The following is a 17199-nucleotide window of genomic DNA, read 5'->3' on the forward strand; positions in this document are numbered from 1 at the left end:
ATTAGCGCTAAAAAAGCGTTAATCACGCGGCCCGTGCCAATCCGGCCTGTCCTTGCGCAGCTCGGCTTCGAGCTCCTCGACGATTCCGTGAAGCAGATACGCGGCCAGCGGATCCGTCACCTCCCGCTCCAGACGCCGATAACGCGCGATCCGGCATTCCTGCTCTCTCAATTGGCGCTCTGTCATCACACGGGTCCTCCGACAAACTGACGCGGAGACCACCGAGTGGTTTCGTTAAAGTTTTCGGATCATTTGACATGGTTTCTGATTAGTAAAGATGATGCCGCCGGACTTTCGCCGGCGCCGAGATCAAATCATCCAAAGCGCCGCCCCTCTAAGAGGACAGACGAAGCCAGACGTCCTTGCTTGCCAGCGTGCCATTCGGCGTGGCGATCTCCATGTCCACGACGTGCAGGGATCCGGGCTCATCCGCATAGATGTATCTGAGGTGCCACATCAGACCCAGGTCCGGTGAAACGACAAAATCGTCCAATCCGTCGGTGATGTCTCGAACGGCCTCGCGGTGGCTTAACGGCGCGGAGAACATCGCATCGATCAAGTCGGCGAGGCTCATACCCTCGACGAGCATAAGTCGCGCGATCTCATCGCCGTAGACGTGCCGAAGCGCTGCAACGATCGAAGCGACGGCATCCGGATTCTTCAACGACACGGCAAAGCAGGCCTCCGAAGCCATCATGCCGGAGGCGGAATATTCTGCAAGCTCAGCGAGCGCCATCGCGGACACGAGGGGCGCGGCAGCCGTGCCTAGAACGTCACCCGCATCCCCGCGTAGAACGCGCGCGGCCTTGCCGGGCTCAACGAGCGCGGGTCGGTGAAATCTGCGCCGCCATTGGTGAAGTTGGGCAAGGCCCCGCGGTCGAAGAAGTGTCCGTAAGTCGCATAACGCTTGTCGAAGATGTTGTCGACCTTGCCATAGAGCTGGATGTTCTTCGTGACCTGGTAGGAGGTGTGGAGATTGAAAACCGTATAAGATGGCAACTTTGCGAACTGGTTCGACTCGTCGCCGACCAGATATTGGCTGGAGACGAACAGCGCGTTGCCGCCGACCTTCCAGACATCGGTCACGGCATAGTCGATGCCAACCTTGACGCGGTGGCGGGGGATCGCGGGAAGCTGGTTGCCGGGAGAGACGTGGATGGTATGGGTGGCCGGATCGGCAAACGGGCTTTCCGACCCGAGCTCGAGCGGGTCTAGGTAACGCGCGTCGACGAAGGCGTAGCTCGCCTGAAACTGGAGCGTCGGCGACTTGATGTTGACTTCGGCCTCGAAGCCCTGCCGCCTGGTACGGCCGACATTTGAGAAATAGCCGAAGCCAGTGCGCCCGACGGCGGGGATCGCGACGATGTCGTCATAATTGGTGGCTCGGAAGCCGCCGAGCTTCCAGCCGAGGGTGCCGATGTTCAGCTCCCTGGTGCCGCGCAGGCCCGCTTCCACGGTCTTGGATACGACCTGCTTGAGAGGGGGATCGGAGACCAAGAACGCCGCAAGGAGACAAGGCCGGACAGGATCGGCGCAGCCGAGCTCCAGCGGCGTCGGCACGCGATTGGCCTCGGAATAGCCGGCATAGGCGGTCAGCTCCGGCGTGATCTTGTAGGTGCCGCCGATGACGGGATTGAAACGGGTAAAGGTGTGGTCGCCGTTGAGATCGGTCCCGAGCTGATCTTCCAGCGAGATGCGCGCCACGTTGAAACGGCCGCCGCCGGTGATGGCGAAGGCATCGGTGACGTTGAACGTGTCCATCGCATACAGGCCGTTATATTGATTGACGGTCCGCAGCGAGACGGGACCGGCAACTGTTTGCGGCTGGCCGGTCGGTCCCAGGAAGAGCCCACTGCCGCTGACGACGTAGTTCTCTCCGATCGAGCCGATCTCGGCGGTGGCGTCGTAGCGCGTGACGCCGGCGTCATAGCTCGCGCCCATCACGAAGCGGTTGTCGTGCCCAAACAACTGATCGGTGTTGGTGGCCTGGCCCGACACGCCGAAACTGGTCGAACGGATGGTGCTCCGGTCGATCTCGCCGAGGATGGTTCCCGGCGTAAAGGGATTGGCAAGCTGCACTCCGCCTGCGCCGTTCGCGGGCGTGGCGTCATCGCCAAAGCAGAGCAACGCCGGATCGGCGCATTCCTGCACGTCAGTCGGATTGCCGTCGACGAGCTTCTGCTCGTACCTGCGCACATGCGCGGTGCCTTCGAGCGTCCAGGTCGGCGTCGCATCGACCTTGCCGGTCAGGTTGAGATAGCCGACGCGGTTGGACGTCGTCTGCGGCGTGGTGTAGGTCGCGCCCCAATATTTGTCGAGCAGCTCGGCCGGAACGGTGGCGTTGGCGCCGAAATCGTTCTTGGCGACGCCCATATTGGCGTGGAATTCGCTGTCGCCGGCCTTGTAGCCGACATCGCCGTAGAAGCGCCGCACGGTCGATTGCGAGAAGTTGCGGAAGCCGTTGTCGCGCAGGCCTTCGAGCGCGGCATAGACGCCGTAGTTCTTGTCGACCTGCTTGCCCCATTGCGCCGAGCCCTGGATGCGGCCGAACGAGCCGCCCATCAGATCGAGCTCCGCGCCCTGATAGGTGAAGCCGTCTTTCATTTGCAGGTTGATGGCGCCGCCCAGCGCGTTGAGGCCGAAGGCGGCATTGTTGGTCACCAGCGTCACCGACCTGATCGCGGCGGTCGGGATCAGGTCCCAATTGACGGCATCCGAGAAGGCTTCGTTGATGCGGACGCCGTTCTGATACACCGCAAGGCCTTGCGGGGTGCCCGTCACGGGGGAGGCGACAAAGCCGCGGAATTCGACGTCCGGCTGGAACGGATTGCCGGTGACCTCGGTGATGTTGACGCCGGCGATGTTGTCGCGCAGCGCGTCGGTGACGTTCAGCGAACCGGTGCGCTTGATCTGGCTGGCATCGACGGCGTTGATCGACGATGGGACCTTGTCGACGTCAAGACCCCTGCCGGTGCCCGGCGCAGTCGGGTAGACGTAGATGCGCGTCCGGGCACTGGCGGACGACGCAGCGCCGATGCGCGCGACCGGCCGCGTCGGCGCGGTACGCCGCGCCACCGATGGCGGCGGCGCCGTCACTTCGACCGGCGGCAGATTCTGGACGTTCGTCTCCTCGTCCTGCGCTGCCCCGGCGGGGCTTGCGGACAGCACGGCGGACAGCAAACCGGTTGACACCGAGGCCATCAACAAACGACGCTTGAACCAAAGAACCTTGCCCATCCCCGCCTTCCCATCCGCGACCACCGGCTGTTTTGCTCTTCGCCGATTGGTCGGGACGAGTGTATTCGGCCGCAATGGGTGCGCCAGCCACAAAAGGTCGGGCAATATCCGCACCCGTTTTCCCGACGAAATCGGGAATTTTTCCCGATCGCCTCGGGCACGATCAGGCAGCAGCGGTCGGAACCAGCGCTTCCACCGTCAAGCCGCCGTCGCCGGACACGACGTTGAGCGTGCCGCCCAGCGCCAGAATCCGCTCACGCATGCCGACGAGGCCGAAGCCGAGCTTCTGGCCCGGCTCCATGCCGCGGCCATTGTCGCTGACCCGTACCCGGGCGCAGAAGCGGCCATCGTGAGCCGTCTGCTCAACCGGCTCGATCACGACATTGACCGAGGTCGCGCCAGCGTGGCGGAACACATTGGTGAGCGCCTCCTGCACGATGCGGTAGATGGTGAGATCGGCGGTCTCGCCGGTGACCCCAAGCGACGGCGAGATCACGGTCTTGATCGCGACATCGGGATGCGACTCCTGCCACAGCCTCGACAGCGATTCCAGCGCCTGGCGCAGGCCGAGCTCGGCGAGGCCGACGGGCCGGAGGCGCTCCAGCACGCGGCGATTGAACTGCTGGAGCGCATTGATCTGCTCCAGCATGGCGCTGCCGTGCTTGCGCACCGCCTCCGCGTTCAGGGCGCGTCCATCCGCCTGCTTCGCCAGCGCGCTGGCATGCGCGCGCAGCGAGAACAGATACGGCCCGAACTCGTCGTGGAGTTCGCGCGCGATCTCCTTGCGCTCGATGTCCTGGAGCGACACGGTGCGCTCGGCGAGCCGCCGCTTGTCCTCGACCGCCCCATGAAGCGTCGCGGCCAGGTGGTTGAGCTTGGTGCAGATCGCGGCCAGTTCCGGCGCGCCGCCCGGCGTGACACGGGCCTTGTAGTGCCCGCCTTCGAGCTTCCCCATCACCTCCGCCAGCGACTGCAGCGGCGCCAGCGCCCGGCCGACCACATTCATCATCAGGAAGAACAGCGCCAGCGCGATCACCGAGCCGACCTCGAGCTGGGTGACGATGCCGTCCCAGATCTCGGCGATCTCGTCATCGGGATGCGAGGTGATCAGGAGCGAGCCGGGCTTGCCATGGATCGACACCGGCACGCTCACCGCCGTCTGCTCGGGATGAACCAGGCTGACGAACCAGGCCGGCGGCCCGCGCGTGTCGGCATCGGCATCAAGCCGCGGCGGCGCCTGCGGGTTGCCGCCGGTATCCCGGAGCGTGATGCTGACATGGCGCAGCCGGCTGAGGTCGCGCGCGATCTGGTTCAGCCTGGCATCCGGATTGGGCGCTTCGTTGAGATCGGCCACGATCATCTCGATGAACTCGCGCGCGAGGCGGATCACGCTCTGGTCCTCGGCCTGCACGCGGGGACCCGCCTCCGCGACCTGGCGGCCGATATTGACGGCGAGTCCCAGCGCCAGCAGCAGCGCCAGCAGGAGGTTGATACGCCCGCGCAAGGATAGATTTTGCCACATTGGTCGCCCGTGCCTCGCGAAGCCTTGCCCGCCGCTGTCCGATGACGTTGACAGAGGCGAAGCGGTGGATATCTAATCGGAAGCGTACAGCAATCCCGGCCGGGTTGCATGAGGCGAGCTCGGACACATCGCTCACGCGCCTGTCCCATGTCGGTATCATGCGGCGCAGAGCAGGCAAGTTCGTCACAGGAAACGCTGTCTCGGGGAACGCCTATGCGCATTCTGATCGTCGACGATCATCCCATCGTCGCCTCCGGCTGCCGCGCCGTGCTGGCCGACGAGGGCGAGATCGAGATTTTGGAGGCCGCCGACGCGGAAGACGGTGAGTGCGTCTTCATCGTCGAACGCCCGGACCTCTGCATCATCGACATCAATTTGCCGACCGTCTCCGGATTCGAGCTCGCCCGCCGCATCCTCGAGCGCGCGCCCGAGGCCCGCATCATCATGTTCAGCATGAACGACGACCCCGCCTTTGCCGCGCGCGCGATCGAATGCGGCGCCAAGGGCTACGTCTCCAAGACCGGCGATCCCGACGACCTCGTCGAGGCGATCCGCGCCGTCGGCTGCGGCGGCACCTACTTGCCGAGCGCGATCGCGCGCAGCATCGCCTTTGCGGGGCCGGCGCTGGCGCAAAGCCCGCTATCCAAGCTGAACGCGCGCGAGATGGAGATCCTGCGGCTGCTCAGCGCCGGAAAGAGCCTGTCGGAGATCGCCTGGCTGGTGCAGTCGTCGTACAAGACGGTCGCCAACACCTCGTCCATCATGCGCCAGAAGCTCGGGGTGAAGACCTCGGTCGAGCTGGTGCGGCTGGCGATCGACAGCGGTGTCGCCTGACCCGCGGGCCGCCGCCACAAATTCGGACACACGAGCGTTGCAATCTTGATGTGGTGAGATGCCACGGAGCTTAAGGCATGACGATTCAGACTGTCTCGACCAACAAATCCTACGGCGGCGTGCAGGGCGTGTATCGCCATGCGAGCCAGGCGACCGGAACCGACATGGTGTTCTCGGTCTATGTTCCCCCGCATGCCGAGGGCGCGAAGCTGCCCGTGGTCTGGTATCTGTCCGGCCTCACCTGCACGCATGCCAACGTCACCGAGAAGGGCGAATTCCGCAAGGCTTGCGCCGAGCTCGGCCTGATTTTCGTCGCGCCCGACACCTCACCCCGCGGCCCCGACGTGCCGGGCGATGCCAACAATGCCTATGATTTCGGCTTAGGGGCCGGCTTCTATGTCGATGCGACGCAAGAGCCGTTCGCGCGTAATTATCGGATGTGGAGCTATGTCACCGACGAGCTGCCCAAGCTCGTGGCGGGAAATTTTCCCGTCGACGCCAAACGGCAATCGGTGATGGGTCATTCGATGGGCGGTCACGGCGCGCTGACGATGGCGCTGCGCAACCCGCACCGCTATCGCGCCGCGAGCGCGTTCGCGCCGATCGTGGCGCCCTCGCTCGTGCCCTGGGGCATCAAGGCGCTGACCGGCTATCTCGGACCGAACAAGGACGCCTGGCGCAGCCACGACACGGTGGCACTGATCGAGGACGGCGCAAAGTTCTCCGGCTTCCTGGTCGACGTCGGCGAAGCCGACAATTTCCTGAAAGAACAGCTGAAGCCGGAGCTGCTTGAAGCCGTCTGCACCAAGGCGGGCATCCCGCTGACGCTGCGGCGTCAGGCAGGCTACGACCACAGCTATTATTTCATCTCGACCTTCATGGGCGATCATCTGCACTGGCATGCGGAGAAGCTGAAGGGGTGAGGTCTTCTCCCTCGCCCCGCTTGCGGGGAGAGGCGAAGAAATCCTACTCCCGCTTACCGTAATTCGGCGCCAGCAACCGGTTGCGGATCAAATAGCTCATCGTGCGCGTCCAGGCTTCATCCGTGTTGCCGCGCATGTCGGCGCTCGCCGCGGCGATCATGTTGCCGGTCTTCACGTCGCGCAGATAGATGTTGAGGTTGATGATCAGGTTCGAGACCTTCTGCACCATGCCGGTGATCTCGAGCTCGGCGCCCAGCTGTTCGGCGAGTTTGAGATCGCAGCCGCCGCAGGCCTGTAAATTGGCGTGACGGGCGGCATCCCTGATCGGCGCGATGTCGAGCACCTGGAACCTGCCGGAATTAGTCAATTCCTTGCGCAGCTGCTCGCTGATGAGCACGAGCCGCGCCTCTTCGGGCTTGGAGCCGTAAAACTCGCCCGGCAGGCTGGTGTCGATCAGCTCGAAATCGAACACGGCCAGCTTCGGCGGATCGGCGCGCGCGACCGAAGGCGTCAACAGCAAAGCGGCGATCACCGTCAATGCTCGCATGATCGTGATTCCGGGCCTCACATGCGCGGGGGCGAAATGCGGGGTTGCATGCCCTGACAAATTGGTCATGCTTGAAGCAGAGACAATTCTCCACCTGCGGTCAAGCCGGGGGGATCGTTCGGAGGAAACATGATCCGATGGTTGGCCGGTCTGATCGGCTTTGGTCTTGCTGCGACGAGCGCGCTCGCGGCCGAGCCTGCCGTGATCGGCGTCGGCTATCTCGGCGTCGCTCCTACCCGATCGACGCTGTCGCTGGTCGATCTCCCTGCGGAGAATGACGGCGTCGCCGGCGCGCGCCTCGCGATCGAGGACAACAACACCACAGGTAAATTCCTTGGTCAGCGGTTCGCGCTGGAAGAGCGCCGCATGAGGGAGGGCGAGGACCCGGTGCAGGCCGCCACCACGCTTGCGGAGAAGAACGGCTTCATCATCACCGACCTGCCGGCCGATGCTCTGCTGAAAGTCTCGGATGCCCTGCGCGATCGCGGCACGCTTCTGTTCAATGCGGGGGCGATCGACGAGCGGTTGCGCGAGGCCGATTGCCGCGCCAACGTCATCCACACCGCGCCGACGCGCGCGATGCTGGCCGATGCGCTCGGCCAGTATCTCGTCTGGAAGAGGTGGTCGCGCTGGTTGCTCGTGGTTGGCTCGCATGACGAGGACAAGCTGTTCGCGGACGCGCTCCGGCGCACCGCCGCGCGGTTCGGCGCCAAGATCGTGCAGGAGAAGACTTTCGAGGACAAGGGCGGCGCGCGCCGCACCGACAGCGGCGTGACGCTGATCCAGCGCCAGATGCCGGTGTTCACGCAAGGCGGGCCCGCCTATGACGTGCTCGTCGCCGCCGACGAGAGCGAGGTGTTCGGCGCCTATCTGCCCTACCGCACCTGGGATCCCCGCCCCGTCGCAGGCTCGGCCGGCCTCGTGCCGCGCAGCTGGGACGCAGCGCAGGACCAGTGGGGCGCGATCCAGATGCAGAACCGCTTCATGAAGCTGAACTCGCGGCGCATGACCGCGCTCGACATGCAAGCCTGGACCGCGGCCCGCATGATCGGCGAAGCGACCTCGCGCACCAATTCCGGCGACGTCAAGAAGGTGACGGACTTCATCAAGGGCCCGGATTTCTCGGTCGCCGCGTTCAAGGGCACGCGACTGACCCTGCGCGACTGGAATTGGCAGCTACGCCAACCGATCCTTTTGGTCGACGGCCGCATGGTGGTGTCGGTCTCGCCGCAGGAGGGATTTCTGCACCAGGTCTCCGAGCTCGACACGCTCGGCTATGATCGTCCGGAGAGCAAATGCAAGCTGAAGTGAGCGAAGTGATGCGATGGAGCCGCTGCAGAGACAGTGCGCCCCCTCCCCCGCTTGCGGGGGAGGTGAGGACCGCCCGCGGACAGATATCGCACATTCTAAGAGCAGCTTTGTTAGGAGCGCTCGCGCTGGCGGCGGCGCCAGCGCACGCCTTCATCGCCTATGTCTCGAACGAGAAGAGCAACACCGTCTCGGTGATCGACACCGACAGCTGGACCGTGACCAAGACCATCAAGGTCGGCCAGCGCCCGCGCGGCATCGATTTCACACGCGACGGCAAGTTCGTGATGGTCGCGGTCGGCGACGACGACACCATCCAGATGATCGACGCCAAGACGCAGGGCGTGGTGGACAGCCTGCCCTCCGGGCCCGATCCGGAATTGTTCGTCCAGGATGCCGCCGGCAAGACCCTCTATGTCGCCAACGAGAACGACAACACGGTGACCGTGATCGATCTCGAGAAGCGCGCCCGGCTCGGCGACATCCAGGTCGGCGTCGAGCCCGAGGGCATGACCATCAGTCCCGACGGCAAGACGCTGATCAATACGTCCGAAACGACCAACATGGCGCATTTCATCGATACAGCCCAGCGCCAGATCGTCGCCAACGTGCTGGTCGATGCGCGGCCGCGCTTCGCCGAGTTCAAGCACGATTCTTCCGAGCTGTGGGTGTCCTCCGAGATCGGCGGCACCGTCTCGATCATCGACCCCAAAAAGCACGAGGTCATCGGCAAGGTTGTGTTCGAGATCCCGGGCCTGCGTAAAGAGGCGATCCAACCCGTCGGCATCGGCATGACCAAGGACGACAAGACCGCCTTCGTCGCCCTCGGGCCCGCCAACCGCATCGCCGTGGTCGATATCGCCTCGCGCAAGGTGACGAAATATCTGCTGGTCGGCCAGCGGGTCTGGCACATGGCGTTCACGCCCGACGAGAAGTATCTGCTCACCACCAATGGGGTGTCGAACGACGTCTCCGTCATCGACGTCGCCGCTCAAAAGGTGATCAAGACCATTCAGGTGGGCGAACTGCCCTGGGGCATCGCGATCGCACCATGACCAGCCCCGCTCCGATTCCCGAACAACGCGAGACGCCACAGCCCGATCCGACGGCGGTGCCGGCGCTGTCGATCGACGGCGTCAGCCATGCCTATGGGCCGCGCCGCGCGTTGATCGACGTCTCTTTCAATGTGCAGCCGGCGAGCTTTACGGCGCTGCTCGGCCTCAACGGCGCCGGCAAGAGCACGCTGTTCTCGCTGATCACGCGCCTGTTCGGCATCCAGTCCGGCCGCGTCGGCATTTTCGGCCACGACATCAGCAAGAGCCCGGGCGAGGCGCTGCGGCTGCTCGGGGTCGTGTTCCAGCCGCGCACGCTCGATCTCGATCTGTCGTTGACACAGAACCTGCTCTATCACGCCGCGCTCCACGGCATCAGCCGGCGCGAGGCCGCCGCGCGCAGCGCCGAGCTGCTCGGCCGCATCGGGCTCGAAGAGCGCGCCGGCAGCAAGGTGCGCGATCTCTCGGGCGGGCAGATGCGGCGGCTGGAGATCGCCCGGGCCCTGCTGCATCGGCCGCGGCTATTGTTGCTCGACGAGCCGACGGTCGGCCTGGATGTCAAGGCGCGCGCCGACATCATCAGCCAGGTTCGCCAGCTCGTCACGGAGCAAGGCATCGGCGTGCTCTGGGCCACGCATCTGTTCGACGAGATCATGCCCAGCGACGACCTCGTGGTGCTGCACCAGGGCAAGGTGCTGGCGCGGGGGCCGATGAGCCGCGTCGTCACCGAAGCCGGCGCCCAGGACGTCAACACCGCCTTCATGCGCCTGACCGGCGCGCAAGCGATGCCGGGAGGCGGCGCATGAGCAGCATCACGACGCGCGAGGCCCCGCGTGGCTTCTCATTGGCCGAGTACATGACCTGCCTCACCGGCATCGTCTGGCGCGAGGGCCTGCGCTTCCTGCATCAACGCGAGCGCTTCGTCTCGGCGCTGGTGCGGCCGCTGGTCTGGCTGTTCATCTTCGCCGCCGGCTTCCGCCAGGTGCTCGGCATCTCCATCATCCCGCCCTACGAGACCTACATCCTCTACGAGGTCTATATCGCGCCCGGACTGATGGCGATGATCCAGCTCTTCAACGGCATGCAATCCTCGCTGTCGATGGTCTATGACCGCGAGATGGGCAATATGCGCACGCTGCTGGTGAGCCCGCTGCCGCGCGGCTTTCTGTTGTTCTGCAAGCTGCTGGCCGGCACCGCGGTGTCGCTGCTTCAGGTCTATGCGTTCCTCCTGATCGCCTGGTTCTGGGACATCACCCCACCGTCATCGGGTTATCTCACCGTGCTGCCGGCGCTGATCCTGTCCGGGCTGATGCTGGGCTCGCTCGGCATGCTGATCTCCTCCGGCATCAAGCAGCTGGAAAATTTCGCCGGGGTGATGAATTTCGTCATCTTCCCGATGTTCTTCGCCTCCTCCGCGCTCTATCCGCTCTGGCGGGTGCAAGAGGGCAGTCCTTATCTGTACTATCTCTGCGAGGCCAATCCGTTCACCCATGCGGTCGAGCTGATCCGTTTTGCACTCTACGGGCAAATCAACTGGATCTCGCTCGCGGTGGTCGCGGCCTGCACAATCGTCTTCATGATCGGCGCGATTTGGGCCTATGATCCCTCGCGTGGGCTGGCGCGACGGGGGCCTGCAGGAGGCGAAGGATGAAGGTTCTGGCGATGGTTGCTCTGGCGCTCGCGCTGTCGGGGACGACTGCCCGCGCGGCCGATCCCCGCTATCCCAACTGGCCCTGCACGCAGGCCAAGGTGCCGGAAATCTCGCTCGCCGCCGTCTGGGCCGGTCCTGCGCTCGACGACGCCGAGACCAAGTGGAAGAACGACGCGAAAATCACCGCGCTGGTCGCAAAACTGTCGGCGCGCAAGACGCCGATGGACGAGGCCGAGAAGTCGGTGAAGGACTTCTTGGCCGCCTCCGCCGATAAGACCACGAACGCAAAGCTGCTGTTCGCCGGCCTGTTCGATACGCTCAACGCCCAGCGTTCACAGGTCATGAACGGGCTCGAACGCGTCAGCCACAAGCAGCGCGAGGCCGCCGACAAGATCCGCGAGGAGGCAATTCAGCTCCAGACGCTGCAGGGCGCCACGCCGCGTGACGAGGCCAAGGTCGAGGCGCTCAGCAACGACCTGATCTGGAAGACCCGCATCTTCGAGGACCGCAACAAGGTGGTGCGGTTCGTCTGCGAGGTTCCAACCGCGATCGATCAGCGCCTGTTCGCGCTCGGCCGCGTGATTCAGCAGGAAATGGAATAGCGCCCCGACAGTTCCGGGATCGACCCGGGCATCGTTAACCTTTGGCCGATCTATCTGCCGGAACCAAATCGATCTAGGATGGCTTGTCGAAGTGAACTCCAAGACGTCGGGAGGCCTCGATGGGAACCACAAGATTCATGTTCGTGGGCGCTGCGGCCCTCGGCATGCTCGCAACCAGCGCCCTAGCTGACGACATGACCGGGATGATCACGCGGATCGATCGGCTCAACGGCACGATCTCGATCCAACAGACGCAGAAGGGCACGGTCGGGGCCAGCTCAGGCAGTGCCGGCGCGCTGCAGGAGTACAAGGCCAAGGACGCCGCGATGCTGGACGCCGTCCATGCCGGCGACAGGGTGAACTATTCTGCGACCGAGACGAACGGCACGGGAACGCTGACGAAGCTGCAGAAGCAGTAGGGCTTCACTCCCCGCTCTCGTCCTGCCGGAGCTTCGGTGAGGGCGGATGCGGGGAGATGCGCGAAGCTCCGCCCCCATCGTCATTGCAAGCAATGACGCGGAGAAAGTTGCGCCGCTCTTGAGGCCGCAGGTGCGGAGCCGATGTAGCTGCGGAGCCAATCGAGACACTCACTGCTCCGGCCGCGGCTCCGGCTGCGCCTCTTCCGTGGGAAGCTTGGCGCGCTCCCAGCCGTCGGTACCGTCAGGGTACCAGGCGATGTTGGAATAGCCGTAGGCCAGCGCGCGCTTGGCGGCGTTCCAGGACATCCAGCAATCGGCAAGGCAATAGATCACCAGCAGCGCGGCCTTGTCGCCGCCCGAGACACGGGCGAGCCCGCGCTCGAAATAATCCTCCATGGCCGGCGGCAAAGTGCCGTAGCCGGTATCCGGCAGCCAGGTGCTGCCGGGAATGTTCCTGCGCGGCGCATCGCGCCATACCGTGCCTGCGGGCAGGTTCTTCGGCTTGGGCGGGCGCGGCAGCACGTCGATGAACGCACCGCCCTTCGCGCGCCAGATCGCTTCGGCTTCCGCCGTGGTCAGCACGCGCGCGCCGGCGAGCGTCGCCGGCACCGGCGCGCGATAATTGTCGGCGCGATAACCCTCGGGCTCGAACGGTTCCTGCTGCTGCGCGAACGACGGCACCGCCAACGCGGCAGCGACGAGCGCAGCGGCAAGGCGCCTCATGGCGTCTTCTTGGCCGTCTCAGCGCCGAGCGGCTTGTCGCTCTCGTCGAGCAGCGGGACGCCGAAGTCGATCAGGATCTTGTTGATCTCGGCCTGGTTCTCCTGGATCAGCTTGTTGAGCTGTCGCTTCCAGTTCTGGTCGGCGGGACGCACGCCCATGCCGATGCGGTAGACCAGCTTCGGCCCCGTGGTTTCCTTCACCAGCGGCGTGACATGAAGCGAGCCGACTTTCTTCGCGTAGTAGCCGGCCATGGGACCCCACAGCACGCCGGCATCGATCTTGCCGGCCGCGAGGTCGTCGATCATGGCCTGCGCCGAATTGTCGTAGCGCGTGTCGATCATCAGCGGATAGGGTTTTGCATCGCTCATCAGGCCGGCAATGGCCATGTTGGTCGCCGGCGGCGTTCCGGCGACGATGCCGACATGCTTGCCCTTCAACTTCGGGTCCTCGAGCGTGTCGACGTCCTCGAGCCCGCTGCCGGCCTTTGCGACCAGCGCATAGGTCGTGCGGTAATAGGGATTGGTGCCCTGCACGATGTCATCGCCCTGCGGAAAGCCCATGATGACGTCGCAGCGATGCGCACCCAGCGTCATCCGCACGAAACCCGTGGCCTGTGGGAAGAAGACGTAGTCGAGCTTCTTCTTGAGCTTGTCTGCAAACAGCTCGGCCAGCTTGTTCTCGAACCCCTCGCCCTTCTCGTTCGAGAACGGCAGATTGCGTGGATCGGCACAGACGCGCAGCACGTTCGGATCGACCAGCTCGAACGAGAGGTCGCCGCTGTCATTGGTCTGGGCGATGGCGATATTGCCGAGCGCGCAGGACGCAACCAGGACCCACAGTGAAAACAACCAGCGACGATGTCGTCCGGCCTCCGTCATCGCGCTTCCTCCTCGTTTTGTTTGAATGCTATCCATGCAACGCATGACGCGCCAAGTCCTGCAGGCATTGTCTTGCCAGACTTTGCTGGCTTCGCTTTATTGCAGTGCAATGCAGTAAACCCTTTGAACTGAGGCGGAAAAGTGTCTCGCATCGCTCGAGTGATCGCAGCCTTGTCCCTGCTGGGGATCACAACGCTAGCACGGGCCGGGACGGCCGAATTGCCTGTGAGCGAAGTCGCAACCGGAATCTTCGTACACTCCGGGGCCATTGCCCTGATGAGTCGCGAGAACGAGGGCGACATTGCCAATGTCGGCTTCATCGTGGGCGACGATGCCGTGGCTGTCATCGACACCGGCGGCAGCTTGCGCGAAGGCGAGGCCCTGCTGGCGGCCGTGAGGACTCGCACGCCCAAGCCGATCCGCTATGTCATCAACACCCATGGCCACCCCGACCATGTCTTCGGCAACGCAGCCTTCGCCGCCGGAGACACGATCTTCGTCGGCCATAGCAAGCTGCCTCAGGCGCTCGCGACGCGCGGACCCTATTATCTCGACAATTTTCGCCGCATCATGGGGCGCGAGCTGATAGACCCCGTGAAGATCATTGCTCCTACCCTGCTGGTTTCAGACACGATGACGCTCGATCTCGGCTCGCGCCGCCTGACCTTGCGCGCCTGGCGAGCCGGGCACAGCGACAACGATGTGACCGTGTATGACGAGACGACCAAGACCCTGTTCGGGGGCGACCTCGTCTTCCTTCGCCACATTCCGGTCATGGACGGCAGCATCCGCGGCTGGCTCGACACATTGAGGGAGTTGGAGACCATCCCGGCGCAACGCGTCGTTCCCGGTCACGGACCCGTGAGTGACTGGCCTGCCGCGCTGACCGATGAACGGCGTTACCTGTCAACGCTGCTGTCCGACGTCCGCGCGCTGAACAAGAACGGCGAGCCGATCCGAGCGGCCGCCGACAAGGCGGCTGCTGAGGAGCGGTCGCGCTGGGAGCTGTTCGGCGATTACAACGCCCGGAACGCAACTGCAGCATTTTCGGAAATTGAATGGGAGTAGCGAGCGCGCTATCATCAGCAGGAGATCAGCTTCGCTGACGCGGGGGATCAAGACCACATGACCCGATGGACACGCCGCCTGTCCCTGATCGCCGCACTGCTGGGCATCGCGTTTGCTGTGCCGGTGCAGGCTGAAGAAGCCTACGATCCCTGGCCGGGCCTGGTGCAGGACATCTTCAATAGCCGTCCGATGAATGACGGCAGTGCCGTCATCGGCATCGAGATGCCGTATCGCGCCGAGGACGCGGCCATCGTGCCGGTGACGCTGCGCAGCAAGCTGTCGCCCGCAGATGCCCGCCGTATCCGTTCGATCACGCTCGTGATCGACCGCAATCCCGCGCCGATGGCGGCAAAGTTCGAGCTCGGCTCCGATGCCAATGTCACGGAGATCTCGACGCGCGTGCGCGTCAACAATTACACCGACGTCCACGCGGTCGCCGAGCTCAGCGACGGCCAGCTCTATGTCTCGAAGGTCTACGTGAAGGCCTCGGGCGGCTGCTCGGCGCCGGCAGGAAAGAATGCCGAAGAGGCGCAAAACCGGCTCGGCCAGATGCGCTACCGGCAGTTCGCGCGCGAGGAGGCTCCGGCGAGCCGCATCCGCGAGGCGCAGATCATGATCGGCCATCCCAACAATTCCGGCCTGCAGATGGACCAGGTCACGCAGCTCTATATTCCCGCCTTCTTCATCAACCAGCTGAAGCTGACGCAGGGCGACAGCCCCGTGCTGTCGATGGAAGGCGGCATCTCGATCTCGGAAGATCCCAATCTGCGCTTCACCTACGTCTCCAACGGCGCCAGGCGTTTCCGCGCGGAAGCAAAGGACACGGAGGGACACGTGTTCCGCAACGAGTGGGATGTGGAGAAGCCGGGGACGTGATCATCTCGATCCTCATGGCCGGAGCTTGTCCCGGCCATCCACGAACTTGGGGCCGACGGCAAGAACGTGGATGCCCGGGACAAGCCCGGGCATGACGTACAGGGTCAGTACAAAGCACGAGGCCGTTAAAAACACCTCACCTCAGCCTCAGCCTGCGCCCGCCGCAAATCATTCACCGCCGTGTTGGCCTGCTCCGAGGTGCGGAACTGGACGCCGAGATTGCCGCGCACCTGTGACATGCTGAGCGCGGTCTCCGCGGTAACATAGCGCTCATAGGGGACGATCGAGGCCACCACGTCGATCGAGCAGGAGCATTGCTCGATCGACTGCCGGCTCTCGCCATTGGCTTTCATGCAGCCATAGACATACTCCGCGCGCGCAGCCGTGGGATAATCATTGGCTTCCTCGGCCCGCGCCACGCACGCGCTCGCCGCCAGCACCGTCAATGCGGCGACAATCGGTCCTAGCTGTCCGGCCAGTTTCATGCGCATCCTCCCGCGGGTTGCGACCAAAGCTATGCTATGCGTATTGTCCTGAAAAGCACTCTGTCAGAGGAAACGGCTCACAAGGTGATGAGAGCACTTGGCGTGATAAAGGCCTTTGGTCGAACATTGGCGCTCGCAACGACGCTGGCCGCACCCGGCCACGCCGCGGAGACCATCCGCCTTGCGGTGCAGAAAACCGGAACATTCTCCTGGGAGCTGGCCGCGATCCGCGCAAGCGCTCTCGACAAGGAAGCGGACCTCGCGCTGGAGGTCAGCGAGCTCGCGAGCACCGAGGCCGGCAAGATCGCGATGCGCGCGGGCAGCGCCGACATCATCCTGTCGGACTGGCTGTGGGTGTCGCGCGAGCGGGCGCTCGGCGCCAAGCTCACCTTCTATCCCTACTCCAGTGCGCTCGGCGCGGTGATGGTGCCGGCCTCCTCGCCGATCAAGTCCCTCGCCGACCTGAAGGGACGCAAGCTCGCCATCGCCGGCGGGGCGATCGACAAGAGCTGGCTGCTGCTGCAAGCGCGCATGAAGCAGGATGGCATCGACCTGAAGTCGGAAGCGACCATCGTCTATGGCGCACCGCCCCTGATCGCCGCCAAGGCGCTCGACGGCGAGATGGAGGCGAGCCTCAATTTTTGGAATTTCTGTGCCCAGCTCGAAGCCAAGGGTTTTCGCCGCCTCGCCGGCATCGAAGAGATTTTACCCAAGCTTGGCGCCAAGGGCGCGGTCTCCGCGGTCGGCTACGTCTTCGACGAGAATTGGGCCGCGAGCCATCGCGACGCCGTGGCGCGCTTCATCGCGATGACCCGCAAGGCCAAGCAGTTGCTGGTGACCTCGGATGCGGCCTGGGACAAGATCGCGCCGCTCACCGGCACGAGCGATGCCAGCCTGCTGAAGACCTATCGCGACCGCTATCGCGACGGTATTCCGCGCCGGAGTATCGCTGATGAGGAACAGGACGCGCGTGTGCTGTATCGCGTGCTGGCTGAGACCGGCGGCCGCGACCTCGTCGGCCCCGCAGCCGAGCTCGATCCCGGCACCTTCTATCACGCCGTGCCCGGAGACTGA

The 17199-nt window shown here is 64.4% G+C and carries 19 protein-coding genes; 11 read left to right on the top strand and 8 right to left on the bottom strand.

Annotated elements, in window-relative coordinates:
- Positions 1–18: 18 nt before the first annotated feature.
- From UNPA324_RS35025 to UNPA324_RS05260, 4 genes are all read right to left on the bottom strand, one after another.
- Positions 19–186: a hypothetical protein gene (locus tag UNPA324_RS35025; RefSeq protein WP_181769298.1), complete on the bottom strand. Its 168-nt coding sequence runs from the start codon at positions 184–186 to the stop codon at positions 19–21.
- Between the two features lie 148 nt (positions 187–334).
- Positions 335–697 (bottom strand): hypothetical protein, encoded by a 363-nt coding sequence (locus UNPA324_RS05250; RefSeq protein WP_141938713.1) that lies wholly within the window; start codon positions 695–697, stop codon positions 335–337.
- 68 nt (positions 698–765) lie between these two features.
- Positions 766–3237 (bottom strand): TonB-dependent receptor, encoded by a 2472-nt coding sequence (locus tag UNPA324_RS05255; protein ID WP_181769299.1) that lies wholly within the window; start codon positions 3235–3237, stop codon positions 766–768.
- A 163-nt stretch (positions 3238–3400) separates the two neighbouring features.
- Positions 3401–4759: a histidine kinase gene (locus UNPA324_RS05260; RefSeq protein WP_141933838.1), complete on the bottom strand. Its 1359-nt coding sequence runs from the start codon at positions 4757–4759 to the stop codon at positions 3401–3403.
- A 213-nt stretch (positions 4760–4972) separates the two neighbouring features.
- On the opposite strand from UNPA324_RS05260, the gene UNPA324_RS05265 reads away from it, so the two are divergent.
- The gene (locus tag UNPA324_RS05265; RefSeq protein WP_164936295.1) at positions 4973–5593 is read left to right on the top strand and encodes a response regulator; all 621 of its coding nucleotides are present in this window, start codon (positions 4973–4975) and stop codon (positions 5591–5593) included.
- Positions 5594–5670: 77 nt separating this feature from the next.
- The gene (gene fghA / locus UNPA324_RS05270; protein ID WP_141933840.1) at positions 5671–6516 is read left to right on the top strand and encodes an S-formylglutathione hydrolase; all 846 of its coding nucleotides are present in this window, start codon (positions 5671–5673) and stop codon (positions 6514–6516) included.
- Between the two features lie 43 nt (positions 6517–6559).
- On the opposite strand, the gene UNPA324_RS05275 is transcribed toward fghA, so the two are convergent.
- On the bottom strand, positions 6560–7063 hold the full coding sequence (locus UNPA324_RS05275; RefSeq protein WP_246667120.1) for a DUF3280 domain-containing protein: 504 nt from the start codon (positions 7061–7063) through the stop codon (positions 6560–6562).
- Positions 7064–7192: 129 nt separating this feature from the next.
- Between UNPA324_RS05275 and UNPA324_RS05280 the strand changes: the two genes are divergently transcribed.
- The 6 genes from UNPA324_RS05280 (at position 7193) to UNPA324_RS05305 (ending at position 12095) form a co-directional block, all read left to right on the top strand.
- The gene (locus UNPA324_RS05280) at positions 7193–8374 is read left to right on the top strand and encodes a lanthanide ABC transporter ABC transporter substrate-binding protein PedA1 (RefSeq protein WP_141933843.1); all 1182 of its coding nucleotides are present in this window, start codon (positions 7193–7195) and stop codon (positions 8372–8374) included.
- An 83-nt stretch (positions 8375–8457) separates the two neighbouring features.
- Positions 8458–9426 (top strand): YVTN family beta-propeller repeat protein, encoded by a 969-nt coding sequence (locus UNPA324_RS05285; RefSeq protein ID WP_181769645.1) that lies wholly within the window; start codon positions 8458–8460, stop codon positions 9424–9426.
- A complete protein-coding gene (locus UNPA324_RS05290; RefSeq protein ID WP_141933845.1) occupies positions 9423–10229 on the top strand; it encodes a lanthanide ABC transporter ATP-binding protein PedB/LutE in 807 nt (268 codons plus the stop codon). The genes UNPA324_RS05285 and UNPA324_RS05290 overlap by 4 nt, the downstream gene beginning before the upstream one ends.
- A complete protein-coding gene (locus tag UNPA324_RS05295; RefSeq protein ID WP_141933847.1) occupies positions 10226–11074 on the top strand; it encodes a lanthanide ABC transporter permease protein PedC in 849 nt (282 codons plus the stop codon). The genes UNPA324_RS05290 and UNPA324_RS05295 overlap by 4 nt, the downstream gene beginning before the upstream one ends.
- Positions 11071–11676 (top strand): hypothetical protein, encoded by a 606-nt coding sequence (locus UNPA324_RS05300; protein ID WP_128919791.1) that lies wholly within the window; start codon positions 11071–11073, stop codon positions 11674–11676. The genes UNPA324_RS05295 and UNPA324_RS05300 overlap by 4 nt, the downstream gene beginning before the upstream one ends.
- A gap of 119 nt (positions 11677–11795) precedes the next feature.
- Positions 11796–12095, top strand: a complete 300-nt coding sequence (locus UNPA324_RS05305) for a copper-binding protein (RefSeq protein ID WP_128919790.1) — start codon at positions 11796–11798, stop codon at positions 12093–12095.
- A 168-nt stretch (positions 12096–12263) separates the two neighbouring features.
- On the opposite strand, the gene UNPA324_RS05310 is transcribed toward UNPA324_RS05305, so the two are convergent.
- Both UNPA324_RS05310 and UNPA324_RS05315 read right to left on the bottom strand, forming a co-directional pair.
- The gene (locus UNPA324_RS05310) at positions 12264–12818 is read right to left on the bottom strand and encodes a PQQ-dependent catabolism-associated CXXCW motif protein (RefSeq protein ID WP_141933849.1); all 555 of its coding nucleotides are present in this window, start codon (positions 12816–12818) and stop codon (positions 12264–12266) included.
- The gene (locus UNPA324_RS05315) at positions 12815–13696 is read right to left on the bottom strand and encodes a substrate-binding domain-containing protein (protein ID WP_128919788.1); all 882 of its coding nucleotides are present in this window, start codon (positions 13694–13696) and stop codon (positions 12815–12817) included. The genes UNPA324_RS05310 and UNPA324_RS05315 overlap by 4 nt, the downstream gene beginning before the upstream one ends.
- A gap of 141 nt (positions 13697–13837) precedes the next feature.
- Here UNPA324_RS05315 and UNPA324_RS05320 point away from each other — a divergent pair, with 141 nt between their 5' ends.
- Together UNPA324_RS05320 and UNPA324_RS05325 are read left to right on the top strand one after the other, a co-directional pair.
- A complete protein-coding gene (locus UNPA324_RS05320; protein WP_128919787.1) occupies positions 13838–14764 on the top strand; it encodes a quinoprotein relay system zinc metallohydrolase 2 in 927 nt (308 codons plus the stop codon).
- Positions 14765–14821: 57 nt separating this feature from the next.
- On the top strand, positions 14822–15640 hold the full coding sequence (locus UNPA324_RS05325; protein ID WP_128919786.1) for a quinoprotein dehydrogenase-associated SoxYZ-like carrier: 819 nt from the start codon (positions 14822–14824) through the stop codon (positions 15638–15640).
- Positions 15641–15765: 125 nt separating this feature from the next.
- Here UNPA324_RS05325 and UNPA324_RS05330 read toward each other — a convergent pair whose 3' ends face one another.
- Positions 15766–16125 (bottom strand): hypothetical protein, encoded by a 360-nt coding sequence (locus UNPA324_RS05330; protein WP_128919785.1) that lies wholly within the window; start codon positions 16123–16125, stop codon positions 15766–15768.
- Positions 16126–16212: 87 nt separating this feature from the next.
- Here UNPA324_RS05330 and UNPA324_RS05335 point away from each other — a divergent pair, with 87 nt between their 5' ends.
- Entirely contained in the window at positions 16213–17199 is a 987-nt protein-coding gene (locus tag UNPA324_RS05335; protein WP_181769646.1) for an ABC transporter substrate-binding protein, read from the top strand.

It is taken from the genome of Bradyrhizobium sp. UNPA324, assembly GCF_006658635.1.
Classification (GTDB): domain Bacteria; phylum Pseudomonadota; class Alphaproteobacteria; order Rhizobiales; family Xanthobacteraceae; genus Bradyrhizobium; species Bradyrhizobium nanningense.

What these genes read in the sequence shown, in the direction of transcription:
- fghA (WP_141933840.1), top strand. Translation starts at nt 5,671, where the DNA reads ATGACGATTCAGACTGTCTCGACCAACAAATCCTACGGCGGCGTGCAG.
- UNPA324_RS05275 (WP_246667120.1), bottom strand. Translation starts at nt 7,063, where the DNA reads ATGCGAGCATTGACGGTGATCGCCGCTTTGCTGTTGACGCCTTCGGTC.
- UNPA324_RS05265 (WP_164936295.1), top strand. Translation starts at nt 4,973, where the DNA reads ATGCGCATTCTGATCGTCGACGATCATCCCATCGTCGCCTCCGGCTGC.
- UNPA324_RS05290 (WP_141933845.1), top strand. Translation starts at nt 9,423, where the DNA reads ATGACCAGCCCCGCTCCGATTCCCGAACAACGCGAGACGCCACAGCCC.
- UNPA324_RS05310 (WP_141933849.1), bottom strand. Translation starts at nt 12,818, where the DNA reads ATGAGGCGCCTTGCCGCTGCGCTCGTCGCTGCCGCGTTGGCGGTGCCG.
- UNPA324_RS05325 (WP_128919786.1), top strand. Translation starts at nt 14,822, where the DNA reads ATGACCCGATGGACACGCCGCCTGTCCCTGATCGCCGCACTGCTGGGC.
- UNPA324_RS05260 (WP_141933838.1), bottom strand. Translation starts at nt 4,759, where the DNA reads ATGTGGCAAAATCTATCCTTGCGCGGGCGTATCAACCTCCTGCTGGCG.
- UNPA324_RS05300 (WP_128919791.1), top strand. Translation starts at nt 11,071, where the DNA reads ATGAAGGTTCTGGCGATGGTTGCTCTGGCGCTCGCGCTGTCGGGGACG.
- UNPA324_RS05330 (WP_128919785.1), bottom strand. Translation starts at nt 16,125, where the DNA reads ATGAAACTGGCCGGACAGCTAGGACCGATTGTCGCCGCATTGACGGTG.
- UNPA324_RS35025 (WP_181769298.1), bottom strand. Translation starts at nt 186, where the DNA reads ATGACAGAGCGCCAATTGAGAGAGCAGGAATGCCGGATCGCGCGTTAT.
- UNPA324_RS05250 (WP_141938713.1), bottom strand. Translation starts at nt 697, where the DNA reads ATGATGGCTTCGGAGGCCTGCTTTGCCGTGTCGTTGAAGAATCCGGAT.
- UNPA324_RS05335 (WP_181769646.1), top strand. Translation starts at nt 16,213, where the DNA reads ATGAGAGCACTTGGCGTGATAAAGGCCTTTGGTCGAACATTGGCGCTC.
- UNPA324_RS05280 (WP_141933843.1), top strand. Translation starts at nt 7,193, where the DNA reads ATGATCCGATGGTTGGCCGGTCTGATCGGCTTTGGTCTTGCTGCGACG.
- UNPA324_RS05295 (WP_141933847.1), top strand. Translation starts at nt 10,226, where the DNA reads ATGAGCAGCATCACGACGCGCGAGGCCCCGCGTGGCTTCTCATTGGCC.
- UNPA324_RS05305 (WP_128919790.1), top strand. Translation starts at nt 11,796, where the DNA reads ATGGGAACCACAAGATTCATGTTCGTGGGCGCTGCGGCCCTCGGCATG.
- UNPA324_RS05315 (WP_128919788.1), bottom strand. Translation starts at nt 13,696, where the DNA reads ATGACGGAGGCCGGACGACATCGTCGCTGGTTGTTTTCACTGTGGGTC.
- UNPA324_RS05255 (WP_181769299.1), bottom strand. Translation starts at nt 3,237, where the DNA reads ATGGGCAAGGTTCTTTGGTTCAAGCGTCGTTTGTTGATGGCCTCGGTG.